This window comes from Actinoplanes subtropicus, from assembly GCF_000721705.1.
Taxonomy (GTDB): domain Bacteria; phylum Actinomycetota; class Actinomycetes; order Mycobacteriales; family Micromonosporaceae; genus Actinoplanes; species Actinoplanes subtropicus.
The window spans coordinates 65394-88636 of record NZ_JOJL01000023.1; the positions used below are offsets into that span (position 1 = coordinate 65394).

The window sequence follows — 23243 nt, forward strand, 5'->3', positions numbered from 1 at the left end:
TTACAGCCAGGCTGCCGGGGCGATCCGCAGCGGATAGGGGGCGTCGAGCTTGACCGGCTCGGCGCCCTCGATGCTGTGCTCGGACCGATAGCGCGAGCCGCTCAGGATGTAGGTACGCAGCAGCGGCGTGTACCGGCCGGCCTCGACCCGCCAGAAGGCGTGGATGCCGGCCTCCGCGTACAGCGAGGGCTTGAGGATGCGGTCGTAGCGGCGGGTCGCCGCGGTCTCCACCTCGACGACCAGCGCCACGTCGGCGGGGTCACTCCAGATCGCGCCGGAGGAACGCGGTCGCAGCACGGTGACGTCGGGCACCAGATTGCTCTCGCCGCTGGTCCCCTGGTTTATGGCGATCCCCAGCCGGTCGCAGACCCACCAGCCGGGCGGCGCCGCCGAGCGCAGCGTGGTCACGACGGCGCGGACCACGGCCTCGTGCGACTCCGGCGGCGGGGGCGCCGCATGCAGGCAGCCGTCGACGATCTCGTACCGATGGCCGTCGGGCGGGAACAGGTGAAGATCGGGCTCGGTCCACCGGCCCTCGGGTGCGCTCCACCGGGGCGGGCTGCTGGCCACCTGACTAGTCATCACCAAGCGAACCACCTCCATCACCGCGAGTTGCCAGCCTACTCACGCCGCGTCGTTACCGCCCGGTTTCCCGGAGATTTCACACATGCCAAAACGTGAGTACGTATTCGACCCCCTCATTTCCGGTGACCACATCCCCAAGAACGGCCCGCGACCCCCAGGCCTCCCGGGGTGCCCCGTATCCGAGAACAGCCCGCAATCAACCCCCAGGCCTCCCGGGGTGCCCCGTATCCGAGAACAGCCCGCAATCAACCCCCAGGCCTCCGGGGTGCCCCGTATCCGAGAACAGCCCGCAATCAACCCCCAGGCCTCCCGGGGTGCCCCGTATCCGAGAACAGCCCGCGATCGCCCCGCTGATGACGAGAGGCCGGTTTTCGCCGCCGCGGGGTTTGCGGTGGTGAAAACCGGCCTCTCGTCATCAGCCCAAAAGGGGCGATCGCCCGCGGCGCCGGAGGCGACGCCAGCCAGCTCAGCCGCACGGGACGGCCAATCCAGGTGCCCCCTCTTTCCAACCCCTAGTGCCTACCAGCGTGGGACGCCAACTGGTCAATCCCGGAGAGGACGCCCCCCGCCAGGTCGCCACCCGCGAACGCGGCCGCCATCGACAGGCCGGCCAGCTTCGCGTCCCGGTCGGAGATGCGCTTGCGGGCCTCGTTCCCGGTGACGATCTCCAGCTTGCGCTGGTTCGGCGAGACGGCGATCAGCACCGCGTGGTCGGCGTCGTCGATCTGCTTGTGCAGCTTCTCGGCGGACTCGCGGGTCGGCGCGTCCAGCTCGCCGATGTAGACGCTGAAGGTCAGGCCGGTCTGCCGGTCGGCGGAGCGCAGCGCCTCGTCCAACCGGAGCAGCTGACGGGTCGAGAAGGGACCGTCGGCGACGGCGTCGGGCTCAGCCGCGGGGGTGTCGGCGCCCGGGTGGTCGATGGCGGTCAGCGGCTGCTCGTGCGCGGTCTCGGCAGCGTGCCCCAGTTCACCAGCTGTCACTTGCGCCTCCTACAGGGCCGGGGAGAACCCGGTGGCCGGTGCTGTCCTCGAGGACCGGCGCCGCGATCTCTCGCTGGTGATGGCCGGCGGCGGCCGCGGGCACGCCGGTGACCTGCTCGGGCGAGGCCAGGAACCAGATCGGCTGGAAATCGTACGGCCGGCCCGGACGATAGCGCTTGGTCCGCCGGGTGCGGTCGCTGCCCGCGAACACGAGCGACGCCACCAGGATGATGATGGCGGCCGGGATGCCCACGTAGACCAATACGGTGTTTGAAATCGACAACCTCAACGCCCCCAGGCGCAGTGTTTCCAGTTGATCCGAACAACAGTCACGGTAGCGGAGAGCTGGACTCGGGGGACGGTCGGGTCTCCAAGACGGCCTTCAGTCCGGTCAGGGGTGGCGGGCGGGGCGGTTGGATGGGTATCCCGCGGTCGGGATCTACGCGGAAGTCGCTTGGAGATGCGAAAATCACCCTCACGCGCCGTTCGTGCCCTCGTGCCCACGGACGGCAGGAGGGGGATCTCATGCGCCTGTCTGTCCCCGCCGCCCTGGCGGCGCTCCTCGTGGGCCTGTTCGTCCTGTTCCTCGGCCCCGCGCCGGCCCGCGCCGCGGCGATCTACCTGGAGATCAACCCGAGCACGGTCCCGGCCGGTGACCAGGTCGGGCTGCGCGCCTCGTGTGACGACAACCTCAAAGCGGCGTCGGTCTCCTCGGGGCTGTTCGGCGTGGTCGCGGTGAATCCGGAGTACGGCCTGCTGACCGCCACCGTGACCATCCCGACCGGCACCAAGCCCGGCGACTACAAGGTCGACCTGCACTGCCCGGACAACAAGAGCGCCTCGGCCACCCTGCACGTGGTCGCCAAGGTGCAGCCCGCCCAGGGCCCGGCCACCGGCGGGGGCGGCATGGCACCCGGGCGGTACGCGCCGATGCTGATCGGCACCGGCCTTGCGATCTTCGGGGCGGGTCTGGCCCTCGGCATCGTCTCCCTGCGACGCCGGCGCATCGGCTGAGGCCGCCGTGGCTCGCCGACCGACGCCGTTGACCGGTCCCCGCATGCCCGAGTCCGTGGTGCGCAAGCGGCCCGCCGAGATCGTCGCCCCGCCGCCCGGCACCATCACCGGGCCGTTGCCGCCCCCGCCCGCCGTGCCGGGTCGTCACCCCTTTCGGGCCCCGCACCCCCGGCCGCGGCCCAAGGAGCCGCCGCGCCCCACCCGCGGCCGGCGGCCGTGGCCGCTCGGGCTGATCGTGCTCGCCCTGCTCTTCCTGGGACTGTTCGTGCTGGCGATGGGGATCGGCGCGGCGACCAACATCGACCTGACCGGCATGTTCGAGCACAAGTCGGCGGACGAGCCGCCGCCCAAGTCGTTCCCGGTGCTCGACCCGAGCCGGCCGGAGCGGCTTACCATCCCGTCGATCAAGGTGGAGGCGCCGATCCTCGACGTGGGGCTGGCCTCGGACGGCTCGGTCGGGGTGCCGCCGCTGCGCCGGCACGACGAGGCCGGCTGGTTCGAGGGCGGCCCGACGCCGGGCCAGTACGGGCCGGCGCTGATCGTCGGCCACGCCGACACGAAGACCGGCCCGTCGGTCTTTTACCACCTCAACCAGCTGAAGCCCGGCCAGAAGGTGGAGGTGCAGCGGGCGGACAACTCGGTGGCGGTCTTCGAGGTGAACTCGGTCGAGCACTTCAACAAGGGCAAGCTCCCGATCGCCCGCGTCTACGGCGACTACAGCCGCCCGTCCCTACGCCTGATGACCTGCGGCGGCAACTGGATAGGCGGCACCACCGGCTACCAAGACAACATCGTCGTCTTCGCCTCCCTGGTCAGCACCAAATAACCGCCCCCGTGACCCCCAGGCCCCCCAGCCCAAAAATCAGGCCGCCTCGGCAGGTGCTGCCGCGGCGGCCGGGAGGTCGAGCCAGTCGGCCCAACGGGGGTCTGGCGTGCGGTGCCCGAGCACCCGCCAGGCCACTCCTCGTGGCGCTTGCGGTATCGCGTGCAGCCGCCACCCGAGCTCGGCCGGCGTCTTGTCGCCTTTGCTGTGGTTGCACTTGGCGCAGGCGGCCACCACGTTCTCCCAGGCGTGCAGCCCGCCCCGGCTGCGCGGGAACACGTGGTCGATGGTCTCGGCCGACCCGCGGCAGTAGGCGCAGCGGCCGCCGTCCCGGGCGAAGATCGCGCGGCGGGAGAGGCCGACATGGGTGCGGTACGGCACCTTCACGTACCGGGTCAGGCGCACCACCGACGGGACCGGGAGCAACTGGTGGGCGCTGTGCAGGATGCCATCGCCGTCGGTGACGCACTCGGCCTTGGCGGTCAGCACGAGGATGGTCGCTCGACGCACAGATACGACGCACAGCGGCTCGTACGTGGCGTTCAGAACTAACGCGGATGAGCCCACTGTGGGTCGTATGTCAGGCATCGTGATCACCCTCCGGTAGGTGCTGCCAACCGCTCCCGGTGCGTCGGTGTCCGTGGTCCGTGCGCCAATAGTCCCTGATGAATGACCAAATTGCGAGCGCAATCCGTAGCCCGACGGTAAACGTCTGAGGTCTGCGAGCTGTGTGACACCTGAAAGACGACTCCAGGTTCGCCCGGTACGGTGGCTCCCCGTGTTACTTCTCGACCCGTCGCCGACGCCCTCGTCGACGCCCAGCGTGTTCACCACTATCGACACCACGGCCGTCTGCAAGACCGACGTGGTGTGCAGCCGGGTCTTCGAGTGGACGGGCAACCGATGGCTGGCCAACTCCAGCTACTGGATCATCACGAAGCCGCTGCGGATCATCGCGATCGTCCTGGCCGCGCTGCTGATCCGCTGGCTGCTGCACCGCTCGATCAAGCGGCTGACCAACAGCACCACCCGGGCCTCGATGCCGGCCCTGCTCAAGCCCCTGAAGGAGCGGACGGCGAAGACGGCCGAGGAGGGTCAGTACATCCCGGAGCGCCGGCGCCAGCGGGCCGAGGCGATCGGCTCGGTGCTGCGCAGCTTCGTGACGGCCGTGGTCTTCACGATGGCGGCGCTGCTGATCTTCGGCGAGCTCGGCTTCAACCTCGGGCCGCTGCTGGCCAGCGCCGGCATTGTCGGCGTGGCCCTCGGCTTCGGCGCGCAGAGCCTGGTGAAGGACCTGATCGCCGGCCTGTTCATGCTGCTGGAGGACCAGTACGGGGTCGGCGACACGGTCGACCTGGGCGAGGCGATCGGCGTCGTCGAGACGGTCGGCCTGCGGATCACCACGATCCGGGACATGCGCGGCGTGCTCTGGTACATCCGCAACGGCGAGATCGTCCGGGTCGGGAACAAGAGCCAGGGCTGGGCGCTCGTCGTGATCGACATCCCGATCGGCTTCATCAACTCGGAGGAGGCGATGGGCGTGCTCCGGGCCGCCGCCGAGACGGTCGCCGGGTCGCCGGACCACCAGAACGAGTTCATCGAGCCGCCCGACGTCGTCGGCGTCGAGCAGCTGACGGTGGACGGCGCGGTCATCCGGACCATCGCGAAGACCACCGCGGAGGGCCAGCCGGTCCTTCAGCGGGAGTTGCGTCGCGCGCTGACCGAGGCGCTGGACCTGGCGGGACTCTCCGAACGCATCGCCGCCTCTCGATTGGCGCCGCGCTCGGCGGTGCCTCCGGTTTTTATCCAACCTTCCGAACCGGATCCGGAGCCGGGTAGTGCCAACTGAGCTGGGATTAGTTCTAACGGGGGATGTCCGGCCTCCACCGAAAGGCCGACAATCCGCTCGTACGCCCTAGCATCGACTCGGACGATCGGGCAGAATCCGCTAGAGCATCTGCACATGCGGCATCACGTTCCCGCCGACTCACATGCGGGCGTGCCCGGCCGATCGTCGCGACCCGGCGAGCGCCGAGATCGATGGAGGACTGGTGTCCGAGGAACCCGCCCGGACGGCCCCTGCGGCCAAGGCAGTTACGGAAAGCAACGGCATCGTTACCTTCCGGGACGTCCTCGCCATCCCCGAATATCGCGCCATCTACGCGTCGCTGTTGGTCAACTGGGTCGGCGACTACCTGGCCAAGGCGGCCGTGACGCTGCTGGTCTACCAGCAGAGCGATTCGGTGCTGCTGTCCGCGGCCGCGTTCGGGGTCAGCTTCCTCCCCTGGATCATCGGCGGGACGCTGCTGTCCGCGCTGGCCGAGCGGTACCCGTACCGCCGGGTGTTGATCGCCTGTGACCTGTTCCGGACCGTGCCGATCGCCCTGCTGCTCGTGCCGCACCTGCCGATCTGGGTGATGGTGGTGCTGGTCTTCCTGGCCAGCCTCGGCGCCCCGCCCACCCAGTCGGCCCGCTCGGCGCTGCTCCCCCACCTGGTCGGCCGGGAGAAGCTGCCCACCGCGATCGCCATCAACCAGACCACCACCCAGGCCTCCCAGGTCTTCGGCTATCTGGTCGGTGCCACCATCGCCACCGCGATCAGCCCGCGGGTGGCGCTCGGCGTGGACGTGCTCAGCTTCCTCCTCTCCGCCGCGTTCGTCGCGCTCGGCATCCGGCCCCGCCCGGCGGCCCGCAGCGAGGCGCAGCGCAAGCACCTGCTGAAGGAGTCCGCGGAGGGCTTCCGGCTGGTCTTCGGCAGCCGGGTGCTGCGCTCGATCATGGTCCTGGTCTGCCTGGCCTCGATGGTCGTGGTGCTGCCCGAGGGCCTGGCCGCGGCCTGGGCCGCGCTCGGCACCACCGACGCGACCACGCGCGGGCTCGACCAAGGCCTGATCATGGCGGCCGCGCCGATCGGCTTCGTGCTCGGTGGGCTGCTCACCACCCGGCTGGTCGGCCCGGCCGGCCGCGACCGGCTGATCCGCCCGTTCGCGGTGCTGGCCGGGGTGGCCCTGGTGCCCACGATCCTCAACCCGCCGCCGGCCGTGGTGGCCGTGCTCACCGCCCTCTCCGGAGCGGCGGTGGGCGGGCTGTCGCCGACGCTGAACGGCAAGTTCGTGCTGATGATCCCGCACGGCTACCGCGCCCGGGCGTACGGCGTGGTGCAGACCGGGCTGCAGCTGAGCCAGTTCGCCGGCGTCATGATCGGCGGGCTGTTCGCCAACAGCTACCGGCTGCCGCTGGTGGTCGGGCTGTGCAGCATCGTGGCGACCGGCGTGCTGGCGGTGCTGGTGAGCCGGTGGCCGGCCAAGGAGGAGTTCGACGAGGCGATCGCGTACGCCACGGCCACCATGCCGCCGGCGGTGCCCGCGCCGGCGCCGCCGGTCGAGGCGCAGTCCCCGATCGGCTCGTACGTGCCGCACCACGCGGCGACCACGCCGGGCGAGACAACGGCCGCGACCAAGCTCTCGACGTACCAGCCGCATCACGCCGCCACGACGAGCGTCACACCCGAGGCGCCCTGACCGCCTGGCAGGATGGAAGGGTGACGGACGAGGTCAGCTTCTACGACGCGATCGGCGGCGAGCCCACCTTCCGGAAGCTCGTCGACCGGTTCTACTCCGGCGTCGCCGCCGACCCGCTGCTGCGCCCGATGTATCCCGAGGAGGACCTGGGCCCGGCCGCCGAGCGGCTGACCCTGTTCCTGATGCAGTACTGGGGCGGCCCGAACACGTATTCGGCGACCAGGGGGCACCCGCGGCTGCGCATGCGGCACGCGCCGTTCAAGGTCGACCCGGTCGCCCGGGACGCGTGGCTCAGTCACATGCGCGACGCGGTCGATTCGCTGGACCTGCCCGAGCCGTACCGCACGACATTGTGGGATTACCTGGAGAAAGCGGCCTACTTCATGGTCAACAGCATGGAGTAATCGTTTCCGACACCGTGCGTGGCTCGTTGGTGCGGGTGACAGTTTGTCGATCATTCCGCCTGGAGTCGCCCGCATGCGCCGTCGCCTGCTCGCCGCCGCCTTACTCGTCGCAGCCGCCGTCGCCTGCGCCCAGCCGGCCGATGCCGATCTGGCGCAGGCCACGATCGTCTCGGTCCACCCGGTCGACTGGACCCCGCACGTGCTGGACGGCACGGTCTGGACCATGGCCGCCGTCGGCGACACGATGGTGGTCGGCGGCGCGTTCACCAAGGTCGCCGACAGCAGCCGGAAGACCACGTACGCCCGGAAGAACATCTTCGCGTTCGACCTGAACACCGGCGCGATCCGGCCGTTCGCCCCGGATGTGGACGGCGCGGTCTACGCGCTGGCCGCCGGCGCCGGCGACACGGTGTACGCCGGGGGCGCCTTCAAGACCGTGGATGGCTCGTCCCAGCGCGGCCTCGCCCGGCTGTCCCTGACCGGCCAGCGGGTCTCCTCCTTCAGCGCGAAGATCAATTGGGGCGACGTCCGGGCGCTGCAGGCCGAGGGCAATTTCCTGTACGCCGGGGGCACCTTCTCGGCGATCAACGGGGTGAACCGGGCCGCCCTCGCCCGGATGAACGCCGCCACGGGCGCGGTCGACGGCGGCTTCGACGCCCGGCTGACCGCTCCCGGGCTGAGCCGCACCCGGGTCGAGCACTTCGACATCTCCCCCGACGGCAGCAAGCTGGTCGCGATCGGGGCGCTGCTCAAGTCCGGCGGCTACGACCGGGCGCAGATCGCGATGTTCGACATCTCCGGCCCGACCGCGGCGCTGACCGGCTGGTACACCGACGCGTACAAGCCGGAGTGCATGAAGGGCTTCGACACCTACCTGCGGCAGGTCAAGTTCTCGCCGGACGGGTCGTACTTCGTGGTGGCGGCGACCGGGCGAGCCTCCGCGCCGGACCGGCTCTGCGACTCGGCGGCGCGCTTCGAGACCGCCGGGTCGGGCCGGCACAACCCGACCTGGGTGCAGCGCACCGGCGGCGATTCGCTGTACGCCGTGGCGGTCACCGGCGCGGCCGTCTACCTGGGCGGCCACCAGCGCTACTTCGACAACCCGTACGGCACGGACGCCAAGGGCCCCGGCCCGGGCGCGGTCTCCCGGCCGGGCATCGGCGCGGTCAGCCCCACCACCGGCCGCGCCCTCTCCTGGAACCCCACCCGAGCCCGCGGCGTCGGCGTACGCGCCTTCGTGGTGACCCCGCACGGCCTCTTCGTCGGCTCGGACACCGACGAACTGGGCCACGAATATCACGGCCGGATCGGCATGTTCCCGTTGTGAGCTGACTCGCCCCCCGGTTGTGAGCTGACCCGCCCCCGCGATTGCTGCGGGCGCGGTATCAGGGAACGGCCCGCGATCGCCCCGCTGATGAGGAGAGCCCCAAAGGGGCGATCGCCCGGGGCGCCGGAGGCGACGCCGGTATTACAGCAGAGCGCCCTCGTCGTGGAGCCAATCGACGAAAGACGTGGCCACCGCTGCGCCGCAGTCGAGCATCTCCACGATGAGGGCGTCGTGCGCTCCGGCGGCGAGGGGGACCTGCAGTTCCGCGTAGATCGGCAGCTGGCCGCGCTCGGTCGGGTCCCCCACATACGCCTTGCAGAAGCGGCGCGTGTGGTTCCACTCGTTGACCACCCGGTAGGCCCGGTCGGCCCAGTCCGGCGGCACCGTCGAATGCGGCCGGGCCCGCATCACCAGGATCTCGTCGTCGGGCCCCTCGAGGGTGAACAGCACGGCGTGCCGCTCCCACATCGCCAGCAGGCTGCCGCCACCATCCGCCAGGAACCGGATGTCGAGCAGGTCGAGCGCCTTGCCGATGCGCGCGAGCGTCACCTGCGAGATCTGCTCGCTCTCCTCGGTCTTGGTCGCCTCGGCCGGCGGCGCTCCCACCACCCGGCTCGGCTCTCGCTGTGCCGGAACCCCGACCCGCACGGTGCTTCGCACCGAAGAATCGCCGTCGGCATCCGGCGGGTTACCCGCGGCCGAACCCGGACGCCATGACCACCACGGCATCGTTGCGCACCTCACTCCCCAGCAGACCCACCGCCGGACGTAGCGAGTGGACCCGAGGGCCGACGGTACCCGTACAGGTCGCGGAGGTCATCCCCCCAACGGGAGGGCGCGACCGGACATACGATGCGGCATCACCCTTTCGGGTGACCACCTATAGGCATTACGGTCAATTTGCTGACGGCCTGTAGCCACGCGACTCCATATGGTGCCGAAAGACCCACCCACCGACCGGCCACTCTAACCCGGGTGTCCGGCACTTCGGCGCCCCGCGGGCCGAGAAAACCCATTCGGGAGACCGCCTGAACGAGTCTTTGGGACACCTCGACGGGGCCGCCGCCGGCCGGCGTGACGACCAGCGCCACGTGATCGAGGAGCGCATCGCGTACCGCCCGCTGGCCGACCGCGCGCCCGGCGAGCCCGCCCGTCGACACCTCCCGCAGCGTGCCGGCCGCCGCGGCGGCCAGCCGGGTCAACTCGGCCGCCGAGACCGTCTCCACCGTCTCGCTCGCGGGCGGCGGCAGCGGCCAGCGCCACTGCGCGTCCCGCAGCGAGGGCAGCCGGTCGCCGCCCTCGGCCAGCACCGCGAGCAACTCGGCGGCCGAGACCGTGGCGTCGTCCGGGCCGCGACCGGCCACCTCCCGGGTGACCAGCACGTCCCACGGCAGGTGCGCCCACAGCGCGGTGCGCCCGCCGGAGGCCCGCAGGCGGACCGGCGCACCGGGGTCGAGCCGGGTCAGCCGGGCGAGGAAGGCGCCGGCGTCGGGCACGCCGGTGAGGCCATGCGAACTCATGTGGCCAGGTAGGGACGCAGGAACTCGCGCTCTTCCGGGGTGAGCCGGCGCGGATGGCCGTTCGTGAGGTTGTACGGCACGCAGACCGATCTGGCCCGGCTGGCCAGCTCGCCGTCGTCGAAGAGCTCATAGGCGACGGTGAAGGACGCGGCCCGCTGCTCGGAGATCCACATCTCGACGCGCACGGGATCGCCGTAATCGACCGGGCGCAGGTAGTCGATCTCGTGCCGGGCGATCACGATCCCCTCCTCGAACGAGCCGAGGCCGTGCTCGCGAGCGCCCTGGAAGAACAGCGCGACGCGCGCCTCCTCGTAGATCGTGAGGAAGCGCGCGTTGTTGACGTGCCCGTACGCGTCCATGTCGGACCAGCGCACGGGCACATCGACGACAAAGCGGTCAGTCACGGGTGAGCTTGCGGTAGGTGACCCGGTGCGGCCGGGCGGCCTCCGCGCCGAGGCGGTCGATCTTGTTCTTCTCGTACGCCTCGAAGTTGCCCTCGAACCAGAACCACTTGTCCGGATCCTCGTCGGTGCCCTCCCACGCGAGCATGTGGGTGGCGACCCGGTCGAGGAACATCCGGTCGTGGGAGATGACCACGGCGCAGCCGGGGAACTCGAGCAGCGCGTTCTCCAGGCTGGAGAGCGTCTCCACGTCCAGGTCGTTGGTCGGCTCGTCGAGCAGGATCACGTTGCCGCCGATCTTCAGCGTCAGCGCGAGGTTGAGCCGGTTGCGCTCGCCGCCGGAGAGGACCTTGACCGGTTTCTGCTGGTCGGGGCCCTTGAAGCCGAAGGCCGCCACGTACGCCCGGGACGGCATCTCGACCTTGCCGACCATCAGGTGGTCGAGCCCGTCCGAGACGACCTCCCACACCGTCTGGTCGCCGTTGAGACCGGAGCGGTTCTGGTCCACGTACGACAGCTTGACCGTCTCACCGACCCGTACCGAGCCCTCGTCCGGCGTCTCCAGCCCGACGATGGTCTTGAACAGTGTGGTCTTGCCCACGCCGTTCGGGCCGATGATGCCGACGATGCCGTTGCGCGGCAGCGAGAACGACAGGTGCTCGATGAGCGTGCGCCCGTCGAAGCCCTTGGTCAGGTCCTTCGCCTCGATCACCGTGTTGCCCAGGCGCGGGCCCGGCGGGATCTGGATCTCCTCGAAGTCGAGCTTGCGGGTCTTCTCGGCCTCGCTGGCCATCTCCTCGTACCGGTCGAGGCGGGCCTTGCTCTTGGTCTGGCGGGCCTTGGCGTTGGACCGCACCCACTCGAGTTCCTCGGTGAGGCGCCGCTTGAGCTTGGCGTCCTTGCGGCCCTCGACCGCGAGGCGCTGCGCCTTCTTGTCCAGGTACGTCGAGTAGTTGCCCTCGTACGGGTACGTCCGGCCGCGGTCCAGCTCGAGGATCCAGTTGGCCACGTTGTCCAGGAAGTACCGGTCGTGGGTGATGGCGATGACGGTGCCCGCGTACTTGGCCAGGTGCTGCTCCAGCCAGCTCACGCTCTCCGCGTCGAGGTGGTTGGTGGGCTCGTCGAGCAGCAGCAGGTCGGGCGCCTCGAGCAGCAGCTTGCAGAGCGCGACCCGGCGTCGTTCCCCACCGGAGAGCTGGGTGACGTCGGCGTCCGGCGGCGGGCACCGCAGCGCGTCCATCGCCAGCTCGAGCTGCGAGTCGAGATCCCAGGCGTTGACGTTGTCGAGCTGCTCCTGGAGCTTGCCCATCTCCTCCATCAGCTCGTCGGAGTAGTCCGTCGCCATCTGCTCGGCGATCTTGTTGAACTGCTCGAGCTTGGCCTTGGTCTCGGCCACCGCCTCCTCGATGTTGCCGAGAACGGTCTTCTCCTCGTTGAGCGGCGGCTCCTGCGCGAGCATGCCGACGGTGTAGCCGGGCATCAGCCGGGCCTCGCCGTTGCTCAGCGTCTCGAGGCCGGCCATCACCTTGAGCAGGGTGGACTTACCGGCGCCGTTCGGGCCGACGACGCCGATCTTGGCGCCCGGCAGGAAGTTCAGCGTCACGTTGTCGAGCACGACCTTGTCGCCGTGCGCCTTGCGCGCCTTCTCCAGGACGTAGATGAACTGGGCCACGGTGCGCCCTACCTCCGTGATCGTGATTTTCGTGCCGGATGACTTGCCGAAAGCATCTTTCCAGGTCGGCTGCCGGCCACCGAACACAACCCCTTCGGAGGCGTACGGATTCCCTCACTCGACCGTTTTGACCGCCTCCACCAGGTTGGGCTTGCCGCTGGCGAACACCACGACGAGGCGCTTACGGGTCACCTCGAACCTGTTCCCGTCCACGGTGGCGGTGACCTGGTAGTCATCGGTGCCGACCCGGGACACCCCGGCCAGGAACAGCGCGTTCTTGCCCTGCTCCAGCGGCGCGTCGACCCCGCCCCGCTTCGACTGGTAGTAGAGCGCGCCGTCGGGGTCCTGGCAGATCCACACCGTGGTGCCGGCCGTCGTGATGACCTTGAAGACCTGGGTCAGGTCGGTCGGCAGCTGGTTGTCGGCCGCGAACTCGATCGCCTCGTCCGGGCAGGCCGGCCCGGAGGGCGCCGCCGACGGCTCCGACGACTGCCCGGACACCGGCGACGTGGTCGTCCGCTGAGGCTCGGAGTTGTCGTTCCGGTGCCGCTCGCCGAGCATGAACCCCACGGTCCCCGCGATGATCGTGAGAAAAACGGTGGCAATGACCACAGGGAAGAAGAGCGGACGCCGAGGCGGGGAAAGATCGTCGGACGGTGTCACGCGCCCAGGATGGCACCCGCCAGCCACCTTGGTCCACGCACAGTAGGCTCGGGGTGGGAACAGAAACGACCCGGAGGTGCACTCAGCGTGGCCGAACGAAGTTCCTTCGTCGTTGTCGCCAACCGTCTGCCCGTCGATGAGGTCACCACCCCGGACGGGGAGCGACAGTGGCGCACGAGCCCGGGTGGCCTGGTCACCGCGCTGCATCCGGTGCTCACCCAGCACGGCGGCACCTGGATAGGCTGGGCCGGCGGGACCGGCGAGGCGCCGGAGCCGTTCGAGCTGGAGGGCATCAACATCCACCCGGTGCCGCTGAGCGCCGAGGAGTTGGAGCGCTACTACGAGGGCCAGTCCAACGCGACGATCTGGCCGCTCTACCACGACGCCGTCGAGACGCCGGTCTACAAGCGGCGCTGGCGCGAGGCGTACCGGGTGGTCAACCAGCGCTTCGCCCAGGCCGCGGCCGAGGTGGCCGACGAGGGTGCCACCGTCTGGGTGCAGGATTACCAGCTTCAGCTGGTCCCCGCCATGCTGCGCGACCTCCGGCCGGATCTGAAGATCGGGTTCTTCCTGCACATCCCGTTCCCGCCGATCGAGCTGTTCATGCAGATGCCGTTCCGGGCCGAGGTGCTGCGCGGCCTGCTCGGCGCCGACCTGGTCGGGTTCCAGCAGCGGCTGGCCGCGCAGAATTTCGTCCGGCTGGCCCGGCACCTGCTCGGGCTGCGCTACGAGGGCCAGTCGATCCAGGTCGACGGGCGCAAGGTGAAGGCGGGCGCGTTCCCGATCAGCATCGACACCCGCGAGATGGAGCGGATGGCCGCCGACCCGCAGGTGCAGGCCCGGGCCAAGCAGATCCGCGCCGAGCTGGGCGACCCGCATACGGTCATCCTCGGCGTCGACCGGCTCGATTACACCAAGGGCATCGAGCTGCGGCTGAAGGCGTTCCGCGAGCTGCTCGCCGACGGCAAGCTCAAGGTCGGCGACGCGGTAATGGTGCAGGTGGCCACCCCGAGCCGCGAGCGGGTCGAGCACTACCAGGCGCTCCGGGTCAAGGTCGAGCGCGAGGTCGGGCGGATCAACGGCGAGTTCGGCCGGGTCGGCGTGCCCGCCGTGCACTACCTGCACCAGTCGTACAGCAAGCAGGAGCTGGCGGCGATGTACGTGGCGGCCGACGTCATGATGGTGACCCCGCTGCGCGACGGCATGAACCTGGTGGCCAAGGAGTACGTCTCCTGCCGCGCGGACACCGGCGGCGCGCTGGTGCTCAGCGAGTTCGCCGGCGCGGCCACGGAGCTGCGGCAGGCCTTCCTGTGCAACCCGCACGACCCGGACGGCGTGAAGGACGCGCTGCTGCGGGCCGTGGCGGCCGAGCCGGCCGAGCTCCGCCGCCGGATGCGGGTGATGCAGCGGCACCTGCGCACCCACGACGTGGCCGAGTGGGCGCGGTCCTTCCTCGACGAGCTGGCCGCCGCCTCCGGCGCGTCGAAGGAGTCATAGCACTCCGACGACGTCCCCGATCACGACGGTGGCGGGCGGGCGCAGGCCGGCCTCGGCGACCTCCGCCGCCACCGCGCCCAGCGTGCTGCGCAGCGAGCGCTGGTGGGCGGTCGAGCCCTCCTGCACGACGGCGACCGGGGTCTGCGCCGGGCGGCCCTCGGCGATCAGCCGGGCCGCGATGGCCGGCAGGTTCTTCAGGCCCATCATCACCACGATCGTGCCGCGCAGCCGGCCCAGCGCCGGCCAGTCGACCAGCGACTGCTCGCTGTCCGGCGGGACGTGGCCGGAGACCACGGTGAACTCGTGCGCGACGCCGCGGTGGGTGACCGGGATGCCGGCCAGCGCGGGGGCGGCGATCGAGCTGGTCACGCCGGGCACGACCAGCACCGGGACGCCGGCCGCGGCGCAGGCCAGGGCCTCCTCGCCGCCGCGGCCGAAGACGTACGGGTCGCCACCCTTGAGCCGGACCACGAACCTGCCCTCGAGCGCCCGCTCGACCAGGATCCGGTTGATCTCCTCCTGGGCCTTGGCGGGGCCGTAGGGGATCTTGGCGGCGTCCACGAACTCGACATCCGGCCGCAGGTCACCCAGCAGCAGCCCGGGGACCAGCCGGTCGGCCACCACCACGTCGGCCGCGGCCAGCAGCCGACGACCCTTCACCGTGATCAACTCGGGATCTCCCGGCCCGGCACCCACGAGGGCAACCCCCTTGTACTCCGGCGAGGCGATCGGGTCACTCTCCAGAGCATTGGCAACCAGATCCCGTACGGCCATGGCTCGCCGCCGGTCGCCGCCGTCGGTGACCGCCACGGTGACCTGCCCGTGCCGGGTGACGGCGGGTGTCCAGGCGGTAGCCGCTTCGCGGTCGTCCGCCCGTACGCAGAAAATCTTTTGCTCTTCTGCCGCGGCGCTGACCTGGGCGGCGGCGACCGGGTCGTCGATCGCCACCTGCACCAGCCAGGCGCCCGCGACGTCGGCGGGCTCGAACCGGCGGGCCTGCCAGGTGGCGCGGCCGGCGTCGACGTGCCCCCGCAGCGCCGGGGTGAGCTCGGGCGCCACGATCTCGATCCGCGCGCCCGCCGCGATCAGCGCCGGCACCCGCCGGGTCGCCACCGTGCCGCCGCCGACCACCAGCACCCGCCGGCCGGTCAGCCGCAGCGCCAACGGATAAAGGCTCATTTCTCCGACACTCCCGCCGAGTCGAACGTGGCGACATCGTGCAGCACCCGGACCGCGGCGGCGACGACCGGCAGCGCGAGCACCGCGCCGCTGCCCTCGCCGAGCCGCATGCCCAGGTCGAGCAGGGGGGTGAGGCCGAGGTGGGCGAGCGCGACGGTGGCGCCCGGCTCGGCCGAGCGGTGCCCGGCGACCATCGCGGCGACCGCGTCGGGGGCGAACGCGGCGGCGGCCAGCGCGCCGGACGCGGCGATCACGCCGTCGACGATCACCGGCACCCGCTGCGCGGCGGCGCCGAGGATGAAACCGGCCAGCGCGGCGTGCTCGAGACCGCCGACCGCGGCGAGGACGCCGAGCGGGTCGGCCGGGTCGGGCGAGTGCTTGGCCAGCGCGGCGGCGATGACGTCGACCTTGTGGGCGTGCATCTCGTCGTCGATGCCGGTGCCGCGGCCGGTGACCGCCGCCGAACCACTGCCGGTGAAGACGGCGATCAGCGCGGCGGCCGGGGTCGTGTTGGCGATGCCCATGTCGCCGGTGAGCAGGCACTTCGCGCCGTCGGCGACGAGCCGCTCGGCCACCCGGATGCCGACCTCGACGGCCGCGCGGGCCTCCTCGCGGGTCAGGGCCGGCTCGACGGTCATGTCCCGGGTGCCGCGGCGTACGTTCTCTTCGAGAAGATTGTCGTTTTTGCTGGACGGGACGGCCACGCCGACGTCGACCACCTTCACCGTGGCGCCGACCTGGCGGGCGAAGGCGTTCACCACCGCTCCCCCGGCCAGGAAGTTCGCCACCATCTGGGCGGTGACCTCCTGCGGCCACGGGCTGACGCCCTGGGCGTGCACGCCGTGGTCGCCGGCGAACACCGCGACCGCGGCCGGCTCGGGCAGCGGCGGCGGGCAGGCGCCGGCCAGCCCGGCCAGGCGAACCGACAGCGGTTCCAGGTCGCCGAGCGAGCCGGCCGGCTTGGTCAGCCGGGCCTGCAGCTCGCGGGCGGCGGCCATGGCCTGCTCATCGGCGGGCCGGATCGCCGCCACGGTCGTCTCCAGGGTCACAGTCGCTCCTCGATCACATCGGTCAGGGTCGCCACGAAAGCGTCGGTGATCGCAGTGTCGCGCACCGCGATCCGCAGCCAATCGGGGCCCAGCCCCGGAAAGGTGTCGCCGCGGCGCACCGCGTAGCCGCGTTCCCGCAGCTCGAGCCTAATTTTGTCGGCCGAGGGCAGGCGTACGGTCACGAAGGCGCTCGCCGGTGTGCCGGCGACCGTGAGGTTCGGCACGTGCGCGAGTCGCCGGAGCAGGTGGTCCCGCTCGGCCGCGACGCGCGCCGCGATCTCGCGCTCGGCGGCGATCGCGGTGGGTGACGCGCAGGCGGTCGCGGCGGCGAGCGCCGGCGTCGAGACGGCCCAGAGCGGCTGGGCCGCGGCCAGCCGCTCGCGCAGCTCCGGGGCGGCCAGCAGGTAGCCGATGCGCAGGCCGGCCAGCCCCCAGGTCTTGGTGAGGCTGCGCAGCACGACCAGCCCCTCGAGATCGCTCCGTTCGGCGAGCGACTCGGGCTCGCCGTCGACGCCGTCACGGAACGTGGTGTCCGCGAAGGCCTCGTCGACCACCAGCACGCGACCCGGCCGGGCCAGCTCGGCGATCGCGGCGGCCGGGTGCAGCACCGAGGTGGGGTTGGTCGGGTTGCCCACGAAGACCAGATCGGCCTCCTCCGGGACCAGCCGCGCGTCGAGCCGGAAGCCGTCCTCCGCGTGCAGCAGCACCCGGCCGACCTCGTGGCCGGCGTTGCGCAGCGCCGCCTCCGGCTCGGTGAACTGCGGGTGCACCACGACCGGGCGCCGCGCACCCCGCAGCGCCTGGGCGAGCAGCACGAAGGCCTGGGCAGCACCGGCGGTGAGCAGCACCTCGTCGATCTCCCGGCGGTGCCGGCGGGCCACCGCGGCGGTAGCTTCGCGATCGTTTGGGTACGCCCTGAGCTGGGTCAACGACTCCTTGATCGGATCGGCCAGCCACCCGGGCATCGGCTCGTGCCGCACGTTCACCGCCAGGTCGATCAGCCCGGCGCCCACCTCCGTGTCGCCGTGATGCCCAAGGTCGATCGTCATGACCACCAGCATGCCGGACGTTTTTCCCCGTCTCACTTCGGCCGTTTCGGGAGTACATGAGCCTTTTTGTTCCTAGCGTCGAGGTGTGGCAGCCGGAAAGATCGCTCCGCTCGTCCGGGCCGGCCTGATCGCGGGACTCGTGATCGCCGGCCTCGCCTACCCGCTCGCCGCCCTCGCCGGCATCGGCGTCAAGGCCGGCTCCAAGGCCCTCGCGGCCATGCCCGAGGAACTCACCGAGGTCCCGACGGCCCAGACCAGCTACGTGTACGCCCGCGACGGCAAGACGCTGCTCACGACGTTCTACGAGGAGTACCGCAAGCAGGTCTCGATCGAGGACATGTCGCCGTACATCACCGAGGCGATCGTCGCGTCCGAGGACGCCCGCTTCTACGAGCACCACGGCGTCGACGCGAAGGGCGTGGCCCGGGCCTTCGTGGCGAACCGGCAGGCCGGCGGGGTCTCCCAGGGGGCGTCCACGCTGACCATGCAGTACGTGCGGATGGCGCTGCGGGACAGCGCGAAGACGCCGCAGGACGCGCTGGAGGCGACCGAACAGACCACGCAGCGGAAACTGCGGGAGATGCGGCTCGCGATCGAGCTCGAGAAGAAGCTGTCGAAGCAGGAGATCCTCGAGCGGTACCTGAACTCGGCGTACTTCGGGCATCAGGCGTACGGGATCTACGCGGCCTCGCAGATCTTCTTCTCCAAGACGCCGAAGCAGCTCAACCTGAACGAGGCGGCCCTGCTGGCGGGCCTGGTGAAGGCGCCCTCGGCGTACGATCCCGCGGTCGGCGACCAGAAGGCGGCGACCGATCGGCGCAACTATGTCATCGACCAGATGGCCAAGATGCACACGATCACGCCGGCCCAGGCCGCCTCGTCCAAGACCGCCAAGATCCAGCTCCGGCTGACCACCCCGCCGAACGACTGCATCTCGATCCCGCAGAAACACAACGACTGGGGCTACTTCTGCGACTACCTGAAGTCCTGGTGGCAGCAGGAGCCGGCGTTCGGGCGGACGCCGGACGAACGGCTGGAGAACCTGCGGCGCGGCGGCTACCGGATCGTGACCTCCCTCGATCCGAGGATCCAGGCATCCGCGATGAGCCACGTCCTGGACAAGGAGAAGAAGCGCAGCCGGTACGCGCACGGGCAGGTCATCATCGAGCCCAACACCGGCCGGGTCCTCAGCATGGCGGTCAACCGGACGTACTCCCTCGAACCCAACCCGAAGGACCGCAACTACCCGAACACCGTGAACGCGCTGCTCGGCGGCGGCACGATGGCCGGCTACCAGGCTGGCTCCACTTTCAAGATCTTCACGATGCTGGCCGCGCTCGACTCGGGCCTCCCGCTGGACACGTCGATCTACGCCCCCGAGCAGTACGTGTCGAAGTACATCGTCGCGCGCGGGCCGGCTTCCTGCGGCCACCACTGGTGCCCGAAGAACTCCAGCAAGTCGGACACCGGGCGGCAGACCATGTGGAGCGGGTTCGGCAAGTCGGTGAACACGTACTTCGTGCAGCTGGAGGAGAGGGTCGGCGCGGACAAGGCGGTGGCGATGGCCAAGCGGCTCGGCCTGACCTGGCGCACCGACGTCGACCGGACGCTGGCGTCGCCCGAGCACGCTGGCGGGTGGGGGGCGTTCACGCTCGGGGTCAGCGACGCGACGCCGCTGGAGCTGGCGAACGTCTTCGCGACGCTGGCGGCCGAGGGAAACTACTGCGAGCCGTTGCCGGTGCGGGCGATCCTCAACCCCGACGGCTCCAAGGCCAAGTACCGCGGCCAGCTGGTCGCCGGCCCGCGCTGCCACCGGGTGTTCAGCGTCGACGTGGCCCGGGCGGCGACGGACGCGGCGCGGTGCCCGACCGGGTACGGGTCGGCGAGGGGCAGCTGCGGGGGTTGGTCGACGTCGCCGATGGTCTACGCGACCCTGCACCGGCCGGTCGCGGGCAAGAGCGGCACGACGGACAACAACCGGACGGCGTGGTTCTGCGGCTTCACGCCCCAGCTGGCCGGGGCGGCGTTCGTCGCCGACCCGGACGACCCGAACGACTTCGTCGGCGGCGGCCGCTCGACGATGTCGAAGTACACGTTCGCCCAGACGTTGAACGACGCGCTCAAGGGCCAGCCCAAGCTGAAGTTCACGCCCCCCTCCAAACAAATCGCCTGGCACGGCGACCGCAACGGCACCGACCCGGACGACGGCAACTGAGGCGGCGCCCCGGTCCGCGGGCCGCCCGGTCCGCGGGCAACCCGGTCCACGGGCAACCCGGTCCACGGGCAACCCGGTCCACGGGCAACCCGGTCCACGGGCAACCCGGTCCACGGGCCGCCCAGTCCACGGGCCGCCCAGTCCACGGGCCGCCCAGTCCACGGGCCGCCCAGTCCACGGGCCGCCCAGTCCACGGGCCGCCCAGTCCACGGGCAACCCGGTCCGGGGCGCCGCCAATTTCCGGGCAGTCGCCACCCACTGGGGCACCGGTTTGGGGCGCCGCCGCTTTCGGGGCGCGCTTTCTGGGTGCCGTCGCTTGAGGGCGCCGCCGCTGAGGGCGCCGCCGCTGTCCGGGGGCGCCGCCGCTGTCCGGGGGCGCCGCCGCTGTCCGGGGGCGCCGCCGCTGTCCGGGGGCCGCCCCGCCTATGAACGGCACCACCTGCGGAGCGGCGCCACCCGCCGCGCGGCCCGCCTGCGAGCGACACCACCTGCCGAGCGGCGCCACCCGCCGCGGCCCGCCTGCGAGCGACACCACCTGCCGAGCGGCGCTACCCGCCGCGCGGCCTGCGGGCGGCGTCACCTGACGGGCGGCGTCACCTGACGGGCGGCGTCACCTGCCGGGCGGCGGCGGTGGGCTACGCGGCTGGGGCTGGGCGGCGGCGGCGGGGTGGGCGCCAGGCCGGGTCGCGGCCGGCCAGGGCGAGGGCCTGGTCTAGCAGGGTGGCCTCGTCGTCGGTGGGGACGGCCGGGGCGAACATGCCGGGTGTGCCCTTGGACGGGCCCTGGGCGAGGAACTCGATCAATACCTCCAGGGTGCGCGGGTCGGCGAAATACTCCTGGCCGGTGGCCTTGGCGAGGTCCCAGCTGTGCATGATCAGCTCGTTCATCGCGAGGATGCCGTGGGCGGTGGCCGGCATGGTGACGCCGGCGATCGTGGACGTGCCCGTCCAGGCGGCGGGATCTTTCCAGGCGGTGGCCAGCTCCTCCAGCAGGACGGGCAGGCGGCTGCGCCAGTGGCGGGAGAGGTGCTGCGCGGAGGGCGCGGGTGGCGGCTCGGCGGTGCCGGGGGCGTCGGTGCGCTTGCGGGCGGCCTGGGCGAACGCCTGCGACTGGACCATTACATGATCGAGGAGGACGGCGACGGTCCACTCCGGACAGGGGGTGGGAAGGGTCAGCTCGGCGTTGTCGACACCGAGCAGCAGCGCTCGCAACTTACGAACCGGCGGGTCGAAATCCAGCGGCACACGATCGGCCACGGTCCTCCTCCTTCGGTCGTCGGTGTTAACCCCACGTTACGGGTGGGGTACGACACTTTCGTGTTCAAGGAAGGGCGTTTTCGCGGCTGAGCGGGTTTCCGTCCAAGATTTTCCAGTGATCGGGACGCACGGCGCCGACCTCCCCGGGCCGGCCCGCACCGGTCCATCGGGCCACCACCCACCGGCCGTTCAGACCACCACGCGCGCCGTTCGTTGCGGCCGCCACGCGCCGGTCGTCGCGGCCATCACGCGCCGGTCGTTACGGCCGATCAGGGGGCGGTGATATCCGCCGTGTCGGACAAGTCGGGCACGGGCGGGCGGGGGTGCGCGTACTGCCCCGGCCGCTCCGGCGACGCCCCCGCGACGACCGGTGGGAAGGGACCCGGATGATCGTGCGGCACCGCCGAGGCCGGCGGCACGAACGGGCCCGCGAGCTCGTGCGGCACCGCCGACGCGGGCGGCAGGAACCCGCCCGCGAGCTCGTGCGGCACCGCGGAGGCCGGGTGCCCGAACGGCACGGCTTGGTCGTGCGCGCTGGCCGGCGAGGACAGCTGGGCGGGCGACGCCGACTGCGCCATCAGCGCCGAAGCCGGCATCGAAACGGTCGGCGGCTCGTCGTGCCGCACGCCCGGGCCGGCCACCGGCAACGGGACGGGCAGCGGGATCGGGGACGGCTGCGCCATCGGGACCGGCCCGGCGATCGCCGCCGTCACCACCCGCTTGGCGATCTCCGGCGCGGCCGCCCAGTGCAGCCCGAGCTGGGAGGCGTGCACCTGCCGCCAGACGAAGCCCTCCGGGTTGCCGCCCGACCAGGTCCAGGCCGGCACCGCGCCGGCCCGGGGCGTGACGACCGCCCGGTGCTGCTTGTAGCCGGTGATCCGGGCGCCGGCCGGGGCCAGGTAGGACGCCGTCGGCGCGGTCGCCTCGCGGTAGCCGGCCACCGTCTGGTCGCCGGTCACCGCCGACGCGTCCAGCACCGCGCACATCGGCCGGCCGTCGAAGTCGCGGCCCAGCCAGGGCAGGGCGACACCCTCGGCCACGACCGGCCAGCCGTCGTGCGCGAAGGTGGCGACCGCGTTGCACAGCCGCCGGTTGGCGGAGAGTTCCTCGGCGTACCCCTCGGGAAGGCCCGCACCCACGACCAGCGCGCGCGTTCCGGCCGGGAGCGACTCGTCGCGCAGCGGATCGACCACCGCGACGTCGGCGCCGGCCGCGGTGAGCAGCTCCGCCGTCTCCACGTACGTGTAGGGCGCGCCCGGCCCGCCCGCCAGCGCGACGATCGGACGCTGGTCGAACACCTCGCCACCGACCGCGTCGCCCGGTGTCCAGATCGGGCCCGGCAGCGACGGCGCGGCGGTGGCCAGCGCCATCAGCCGGTCGAGGTCGAGCCCGCCCAGCACCGCCTCGCCCAATCTGCGGACCGCCCGGCTCGCCTCGACCGTACGGTGCGCGACCGGCACCGGGCCGTGCGAGCGGGCCGGCAACACGTTCGGCAGGTCGCCGCGGCGCAGCGCGCCCAGCACCGGCATGCCGATGTCGTCGAGCGCGGTCCGCAGCATCTGCTCGTGGCGGGGCGAGGCGACCCGGTTCAGGATCACGCCGCCCAGGTGGACCATCTCGTCGAACATCCGGAAGCCGTGCACCAGCGCGGCCAGCGAGTGACCCATCGCCGCCACGTCGACCACCAGCACGACCGGCGCGCGCAGGCTGGCGGCGACCGCGGCCGTACCGTCGATCTCGGGCTGGCCGGTCAGCGAGTCGAACAGGCCCATCGCGCCCTCGATCACCGAGAGCTGGGCGCCCGACGCGCCGTGGGCGAAGAGTGGGGCGATGCGCTGCGCGCCCACCAGCCGCGGGTCGAGGTTGCGGCCCGCCCGGCCGGCCGCGAGACCCAGGTACGCGGCGTCGGTGTGGTCCGGTCCGACCTTGAAGCCCGCCGCCGGGACGCCGCGCGCCACGCAGGCGGCGAGCAGACCGACGGCGATCGCGGTCTTGCCGTGCCCCGATGACGGCGCGCTCACGACCAGGCGAGGCAGGGCGCTCATCTGTGTTCCCCCCAGAACCCTTCGGCGTTTCCCCAGGCAGCCG

The 23243-nt window shown here is 71.5% G+C and carries 22 protein-coding genes; 8 read left to right on the plus strand and 14 right to left on the minus strand.

The window, feature by feature from the left end; translation table 11 throughout:
* The 3 genes from IH26_RS0130355 to ctaJ form a co-directional block, all read right to left on the minus strand.
* On the minus strand, positions 1–582 hold the full coding sequence (locus IH26_RS0130355; protein WP_245665673.1) for a Uma2 family endonuclease: 582 nt from the start codon (positions 580–582) through the stop codon (positions 1–3).
* Between the two features lie 515 nt (positions 583–1097).
* On the minus strand, positions 1098–1514 hold the full coding sequence (locus IH26_RS0130360; RefSeq protein ID WP_030439682.1) for a DUF5130 family protein: 417 nt from the start codon (positions 1512–1514) through the stop codon (positions 1098–1100).
* Positions 1515–1551: 37 nt separating this feature from the next.
* Entirely contained in the window at positions 1552–1818 is a 267-nt protein-coding gene (gene ctaJ / locus IH26_RS0130365; RefSeq protein WP_245665642.1) for an aa3-type cytochrome oxidase subunit CtaJ, read from the minus strand.
* A gap of 272 nt (positions 1819–2090) precedes the next feature.
* Here ctaJ and IH26_RS0130370 point away from each other — a divergent pair, with 272 nt between their 5' ends.
* On the plus strand, positions 2091–2579 hold the full coding sequence (locus tag IH26_RS0130370; protein WP_051808749.1) for a hypothetical protein: 489 nt from the start codon (positions 2091–2093) through the stop codon (positions 2577–2579).
* A 43-nt stretch (positions 2580–2622) separates the two neighbouring features.
* Positions 2623–3405, plus strand: coding sequence for a class F sortase (locus IH26_RS0130375; protein ID WP_051808751.1), 783 nt, complete (start codon positions 2623–2625; stop codon positions 3403–3405).
* Positions 3406–3441: 36 nt separating this feature from the next.
* Here the strand turns inward: IH26_RS0130375 and IH26_RS0130380 are convergent, their stop codons facing one another.
* Complete coding sequence (locus IH26_RS0130380) at positions 3442–3990, minus strand: HNH endonuclease (protein ID WP_030439686.1); 549 nt, start codon at positions 3988–3990, stop codon at positions 3442–3444.
* Positions 3991–4180: 190 nt separating this feature from the next.
* Between IH26_RS0130380 and IH26_RS0130385 the strand changes: the two genes are divergently transcribed.
* The 4 genes from IH26_RS0130385 to IH26_RS0130400 all read left to right on the plus strand — a co-directional run bounded on the left by IH26_RS0130385 (position 4181) and on the right by IH26_RS0130400 (position 8654).
* The gene (locus IH26_RS0130385) at positions 4181–5251 is read left to right on the plus strand and encodes a mechanosensitive ion channel family protein (RefSeq protein ID WP_051808752.1); all 1071 of its coding nucleotides are present in this window, start codon (positions 4181–4183) and stop codon (positions 5249–5251) included.
* Positions 5252–5453: 202 nt separating this feature from the next.
* On the plus strand, positions 5454–6923 hold the full coding sequence (locus IH26_RS0130390; protein WP_030439688.1) for an MFS transporter: 1470 nt from the start codon (positions 5454–5456) through the stop codon (positions 6921–6923).
* Between the two features lie 20 nt (positions 6924–6943).
* Positions 6944–7327, plus strand: coding sequence for a globin (locus IH26_RS0130395; RefSeq protein ID WP_030439689.1), 384 nt, complete (start codon positions 6944–6946; stop codon positions 7325–7327).
* Positions 7328–7400: 73 nt separating this feature from the next.
* The gene (locus tag IH26_RS0130400) at positions 7401–8654 is read left to right on the plus strand and encodes a hypothetical protein (RefSeq protein ID WP_030439690.1); all 1254 of its coding nucleotides are present in this window, start codon (positions 7401–7403) and stop codon (positions 8652–8654) included.
* Between the two features lie 141 nt (positions 8655–8795).
* Here the strand turns inward: IH26_RS0130400 and IH26_RS0130405 are convergent, their stop codons facing one another.
* The 5 genes from IH26_RS0130405 to IH26_RS54180 all read right to left on the minus strand — a co-directional run bounded on the left by IH26_RS0130405 (position 8796) and on the right by IH26_RS54180 (position 12910).
* On the minus strand, positions 8796–9383 hold the full coding sequence (locus tag IH26_RS0130405) for a type III secretion system chaperone family protein (protein ID WP_030439691.1): 588 nt from the start codon (positions 9381–9383) through the stop codon (positions 8796–8798).
* A gap of 131 nt (positions 9384–9514) precedes the next feature.
* Complete coding sequence (locus IH26_RS0130410; protein WP_030439692.1) at positions 9515–10174, minus strand: DUF8185 domain-containing protein; 660 nt, start codon at positions 10172–10174, stop codon at positions 9515–9517.
* Complete coding sequence (locus IH26_RS0130415; protein WP_030439693.1) at positions 10171–10578, minus strand: acyl-CoA thioesterase; 408 nt, start codon at positions 10576–10578, stop codon at positions 10171–10173. The genes IH26_RS0130410 and IH26_RS0130415 overlap by 4 nt, the downstream gene beginning before the upstream one ends.
* A complete protein-coding gene (gene ettA / locus IH26_RS0130420; protein WP_030439694.1) occupies positions 10571–12247 on the minus strand; it encodes an energy-dependent translational throttle protein EttA in 1677 nt (558 codons plus the stop codon). Before ettA ends, IH26_RS0130415 begins: the two co-directional genes overlap by 8 nt.
* A gap of 114 nt (positions 12248–12361) precedes the next feature.
* Entirely contained in the window at positions 12362–12910 is a 549-nt protein-coding gene (locus IH26_RS54180; protein ID WP_157437460.1) for a hypothetical protein, read from the minus strand.
* An 87-nt stretch (positions 12911–12997) separates the two neighbouring features.
* On the opposite strand from IH26_RS54180, the gene IH26_RS0130430 reads away from it, so the two are divergent.
* Positions 12998–14407, plus strand: a complete 1410-nt coding sequence (locus tag IH26_RS0130430) for an alpha,alpha-trehalose-phosphate synthase (UDP-forming) (RefSeq protein ID WP_030439695.1) — start codon at positions 12998–13000, stop codon at positions 14405–14407.
* Here the strand turns inward: IH26_RS0130430 and cobA are convergent.
* The 3 genes from cobA to cobC are packed head-to-tail and all read right to left on the minus strand — an operon-like array spanning position 14402 to position 17684.
* Positions 14402–15586, minus strand: coding sequence for a uroporphyrinogen-III C-methyltransferase (cobA, locus tag IH26_RS0130435; protein WP_030439696.1), 1185 nt, complete (start codon positions 15584–15586; stop codon positions 14402–14404). The two genes, IH26_RS0130430 and cobA, sit on opposite strands and share 6 nt — an antisense overlap.
* Positions 15583–16635: a nicotinate-nucleotide--dimethylbenzimidazole phosphoribosyltransferase gene (cobT, locus tag IH26_RS0130440; RefSeq protein ID WP_030439697.1), complete on the minus strand. Its 1053-nt coding sequence runs from the start codon at positions 16633–16635 to the stop codon at positions 15583–15585. The genes cobA and cobT overlap by 4 nt, the downstream gene beginning before the upstream one ends.
* Positions 16632–17684 (minus strand): Rv2231c family histidinol phosphate aminotransferase CobC, encoded by a 1053-nt coding sequence (gene cobC / locus IH26_RS0130445; RefSeq protein ID WP_157437461.1) that lies wholly within the window; start codon positions 17682–17684, stop codon positions 16632–16634. The genes cobT and cobC overlap by 4 nt, the downstream gene beginning before the upstream one ends.
* A gap of 85 nt (positions 17685–17769) precedes the next feature.
* Between cobC and IH26_RS0130450 the strand changes: the two genes are divergently transcribed.
* Entirely contained in the window at positions 17770–19899 is a 2130-nt protein-coding gene (locus tag IH26_RS0130450) for a transglycosylase domain-containing protein (RefSeq protein WP_051808757.1), read from the plus strand.
* A 635-nt stretch (positions 19900–20534) separates the two neighbouring features.
* On the opposite strand, the gene IH26_RS0130455 is transcribed toward IH26_RS0130450, so the two are convergent.
* Positions 20535–21155 (minus strand): TIGR03086 family metal-binding protein, encoded by a 621-nt coding sequence (locus IH26_RS0130455; RefSeq protein WP_030439700.1) that lies wholly within the window; start codon positions 21153–21155, stop codon positions 20535–20537.
* Positions 21156–21424: 269 nt separating this feature from the next.
* Positions 21425–23200, minus strand: coding sequence for a cobyrinic acid a,c-diamide synthase CobB (locus tag IH26_RS0130460; protein WP_030439701.1), 1776 nt, complete (start codon positions 23198–23200; stop codon positions 21425–21427).
* Between the last annotated feature and the right edge of the window lie 43 nt (positions 23201–23243).

Coding starts and splice junctions, on each gene's coding strand:
- IH26_RS0130380 (WP_030439686.1), bottom strand. CDS start 3,990: ATGCCTGACATACGACCCACAGTGGGCTCATCCGCGTTAGTTCTGAAC.
- IH26_RS0130405 (WP_030439691.1), bottom strand. CDS start 9,383: ATGCCGTGGTGGTCATGGCGTCCGGGTTCGGCCGCGGGTAACCCGCCG.
- cobA (WP_030439696.1), bottom strand. CDS start 15,586: ATGAGCCTTTATCCGTTGGCGCTGCGGCTGACCGGCCGGCGGGTGCTG.
- IH26_RS0130400 (WP_030439690.1), top strand. CDS start 7,401: ATGCGCCGTCGCCTGCTCGCCGCCGCCTTACTCGTCGCAGCCGCCGTC.
- cobC (WP_157437461.1), bottom strand. CDS start 17,684: ATGACGATCGACCTTGGGCATCACGGCGACACGGAGGTGGGCGCCGGG.
- IH26_RS0130410 (WP_030439692.1), bottom strand. CDS start 10,174: ATGAGTTCGCATGGCCTCACCGGCGTGCCCGACGCCGGCGCCTTCCTC.
- IH26_RS0130355 (WP_245665673.1), bottom strand. CDS start 582: ATGACTAGTCAGGTGGCCAGCAGCCCGCCCCGGTGGAGCGCACCCGAG.
- IH26_RS0130375 (WP_051808751.1), top strand. CDS start 2,623: ATGCCCGAGTCCGTGGTGCGCAAGCGGCCCGCCGAGATCGTCGCCCCG.
- IH26_RS0130460 (WP_030439701.1), bottom strand. CDS start 23,200: ATGAGCGCCCTGCCTCGCCTGGTCGTGAGCGCGCCGTCATCGGGGCAC.
- IH26_RS0130370 (WP_051808749.1), top strand. CDS start 2,091: ATGCGCCTGTCTGTCCCCGCCGCCCTGGCGGCGCTCCTCGTGGGCCTG.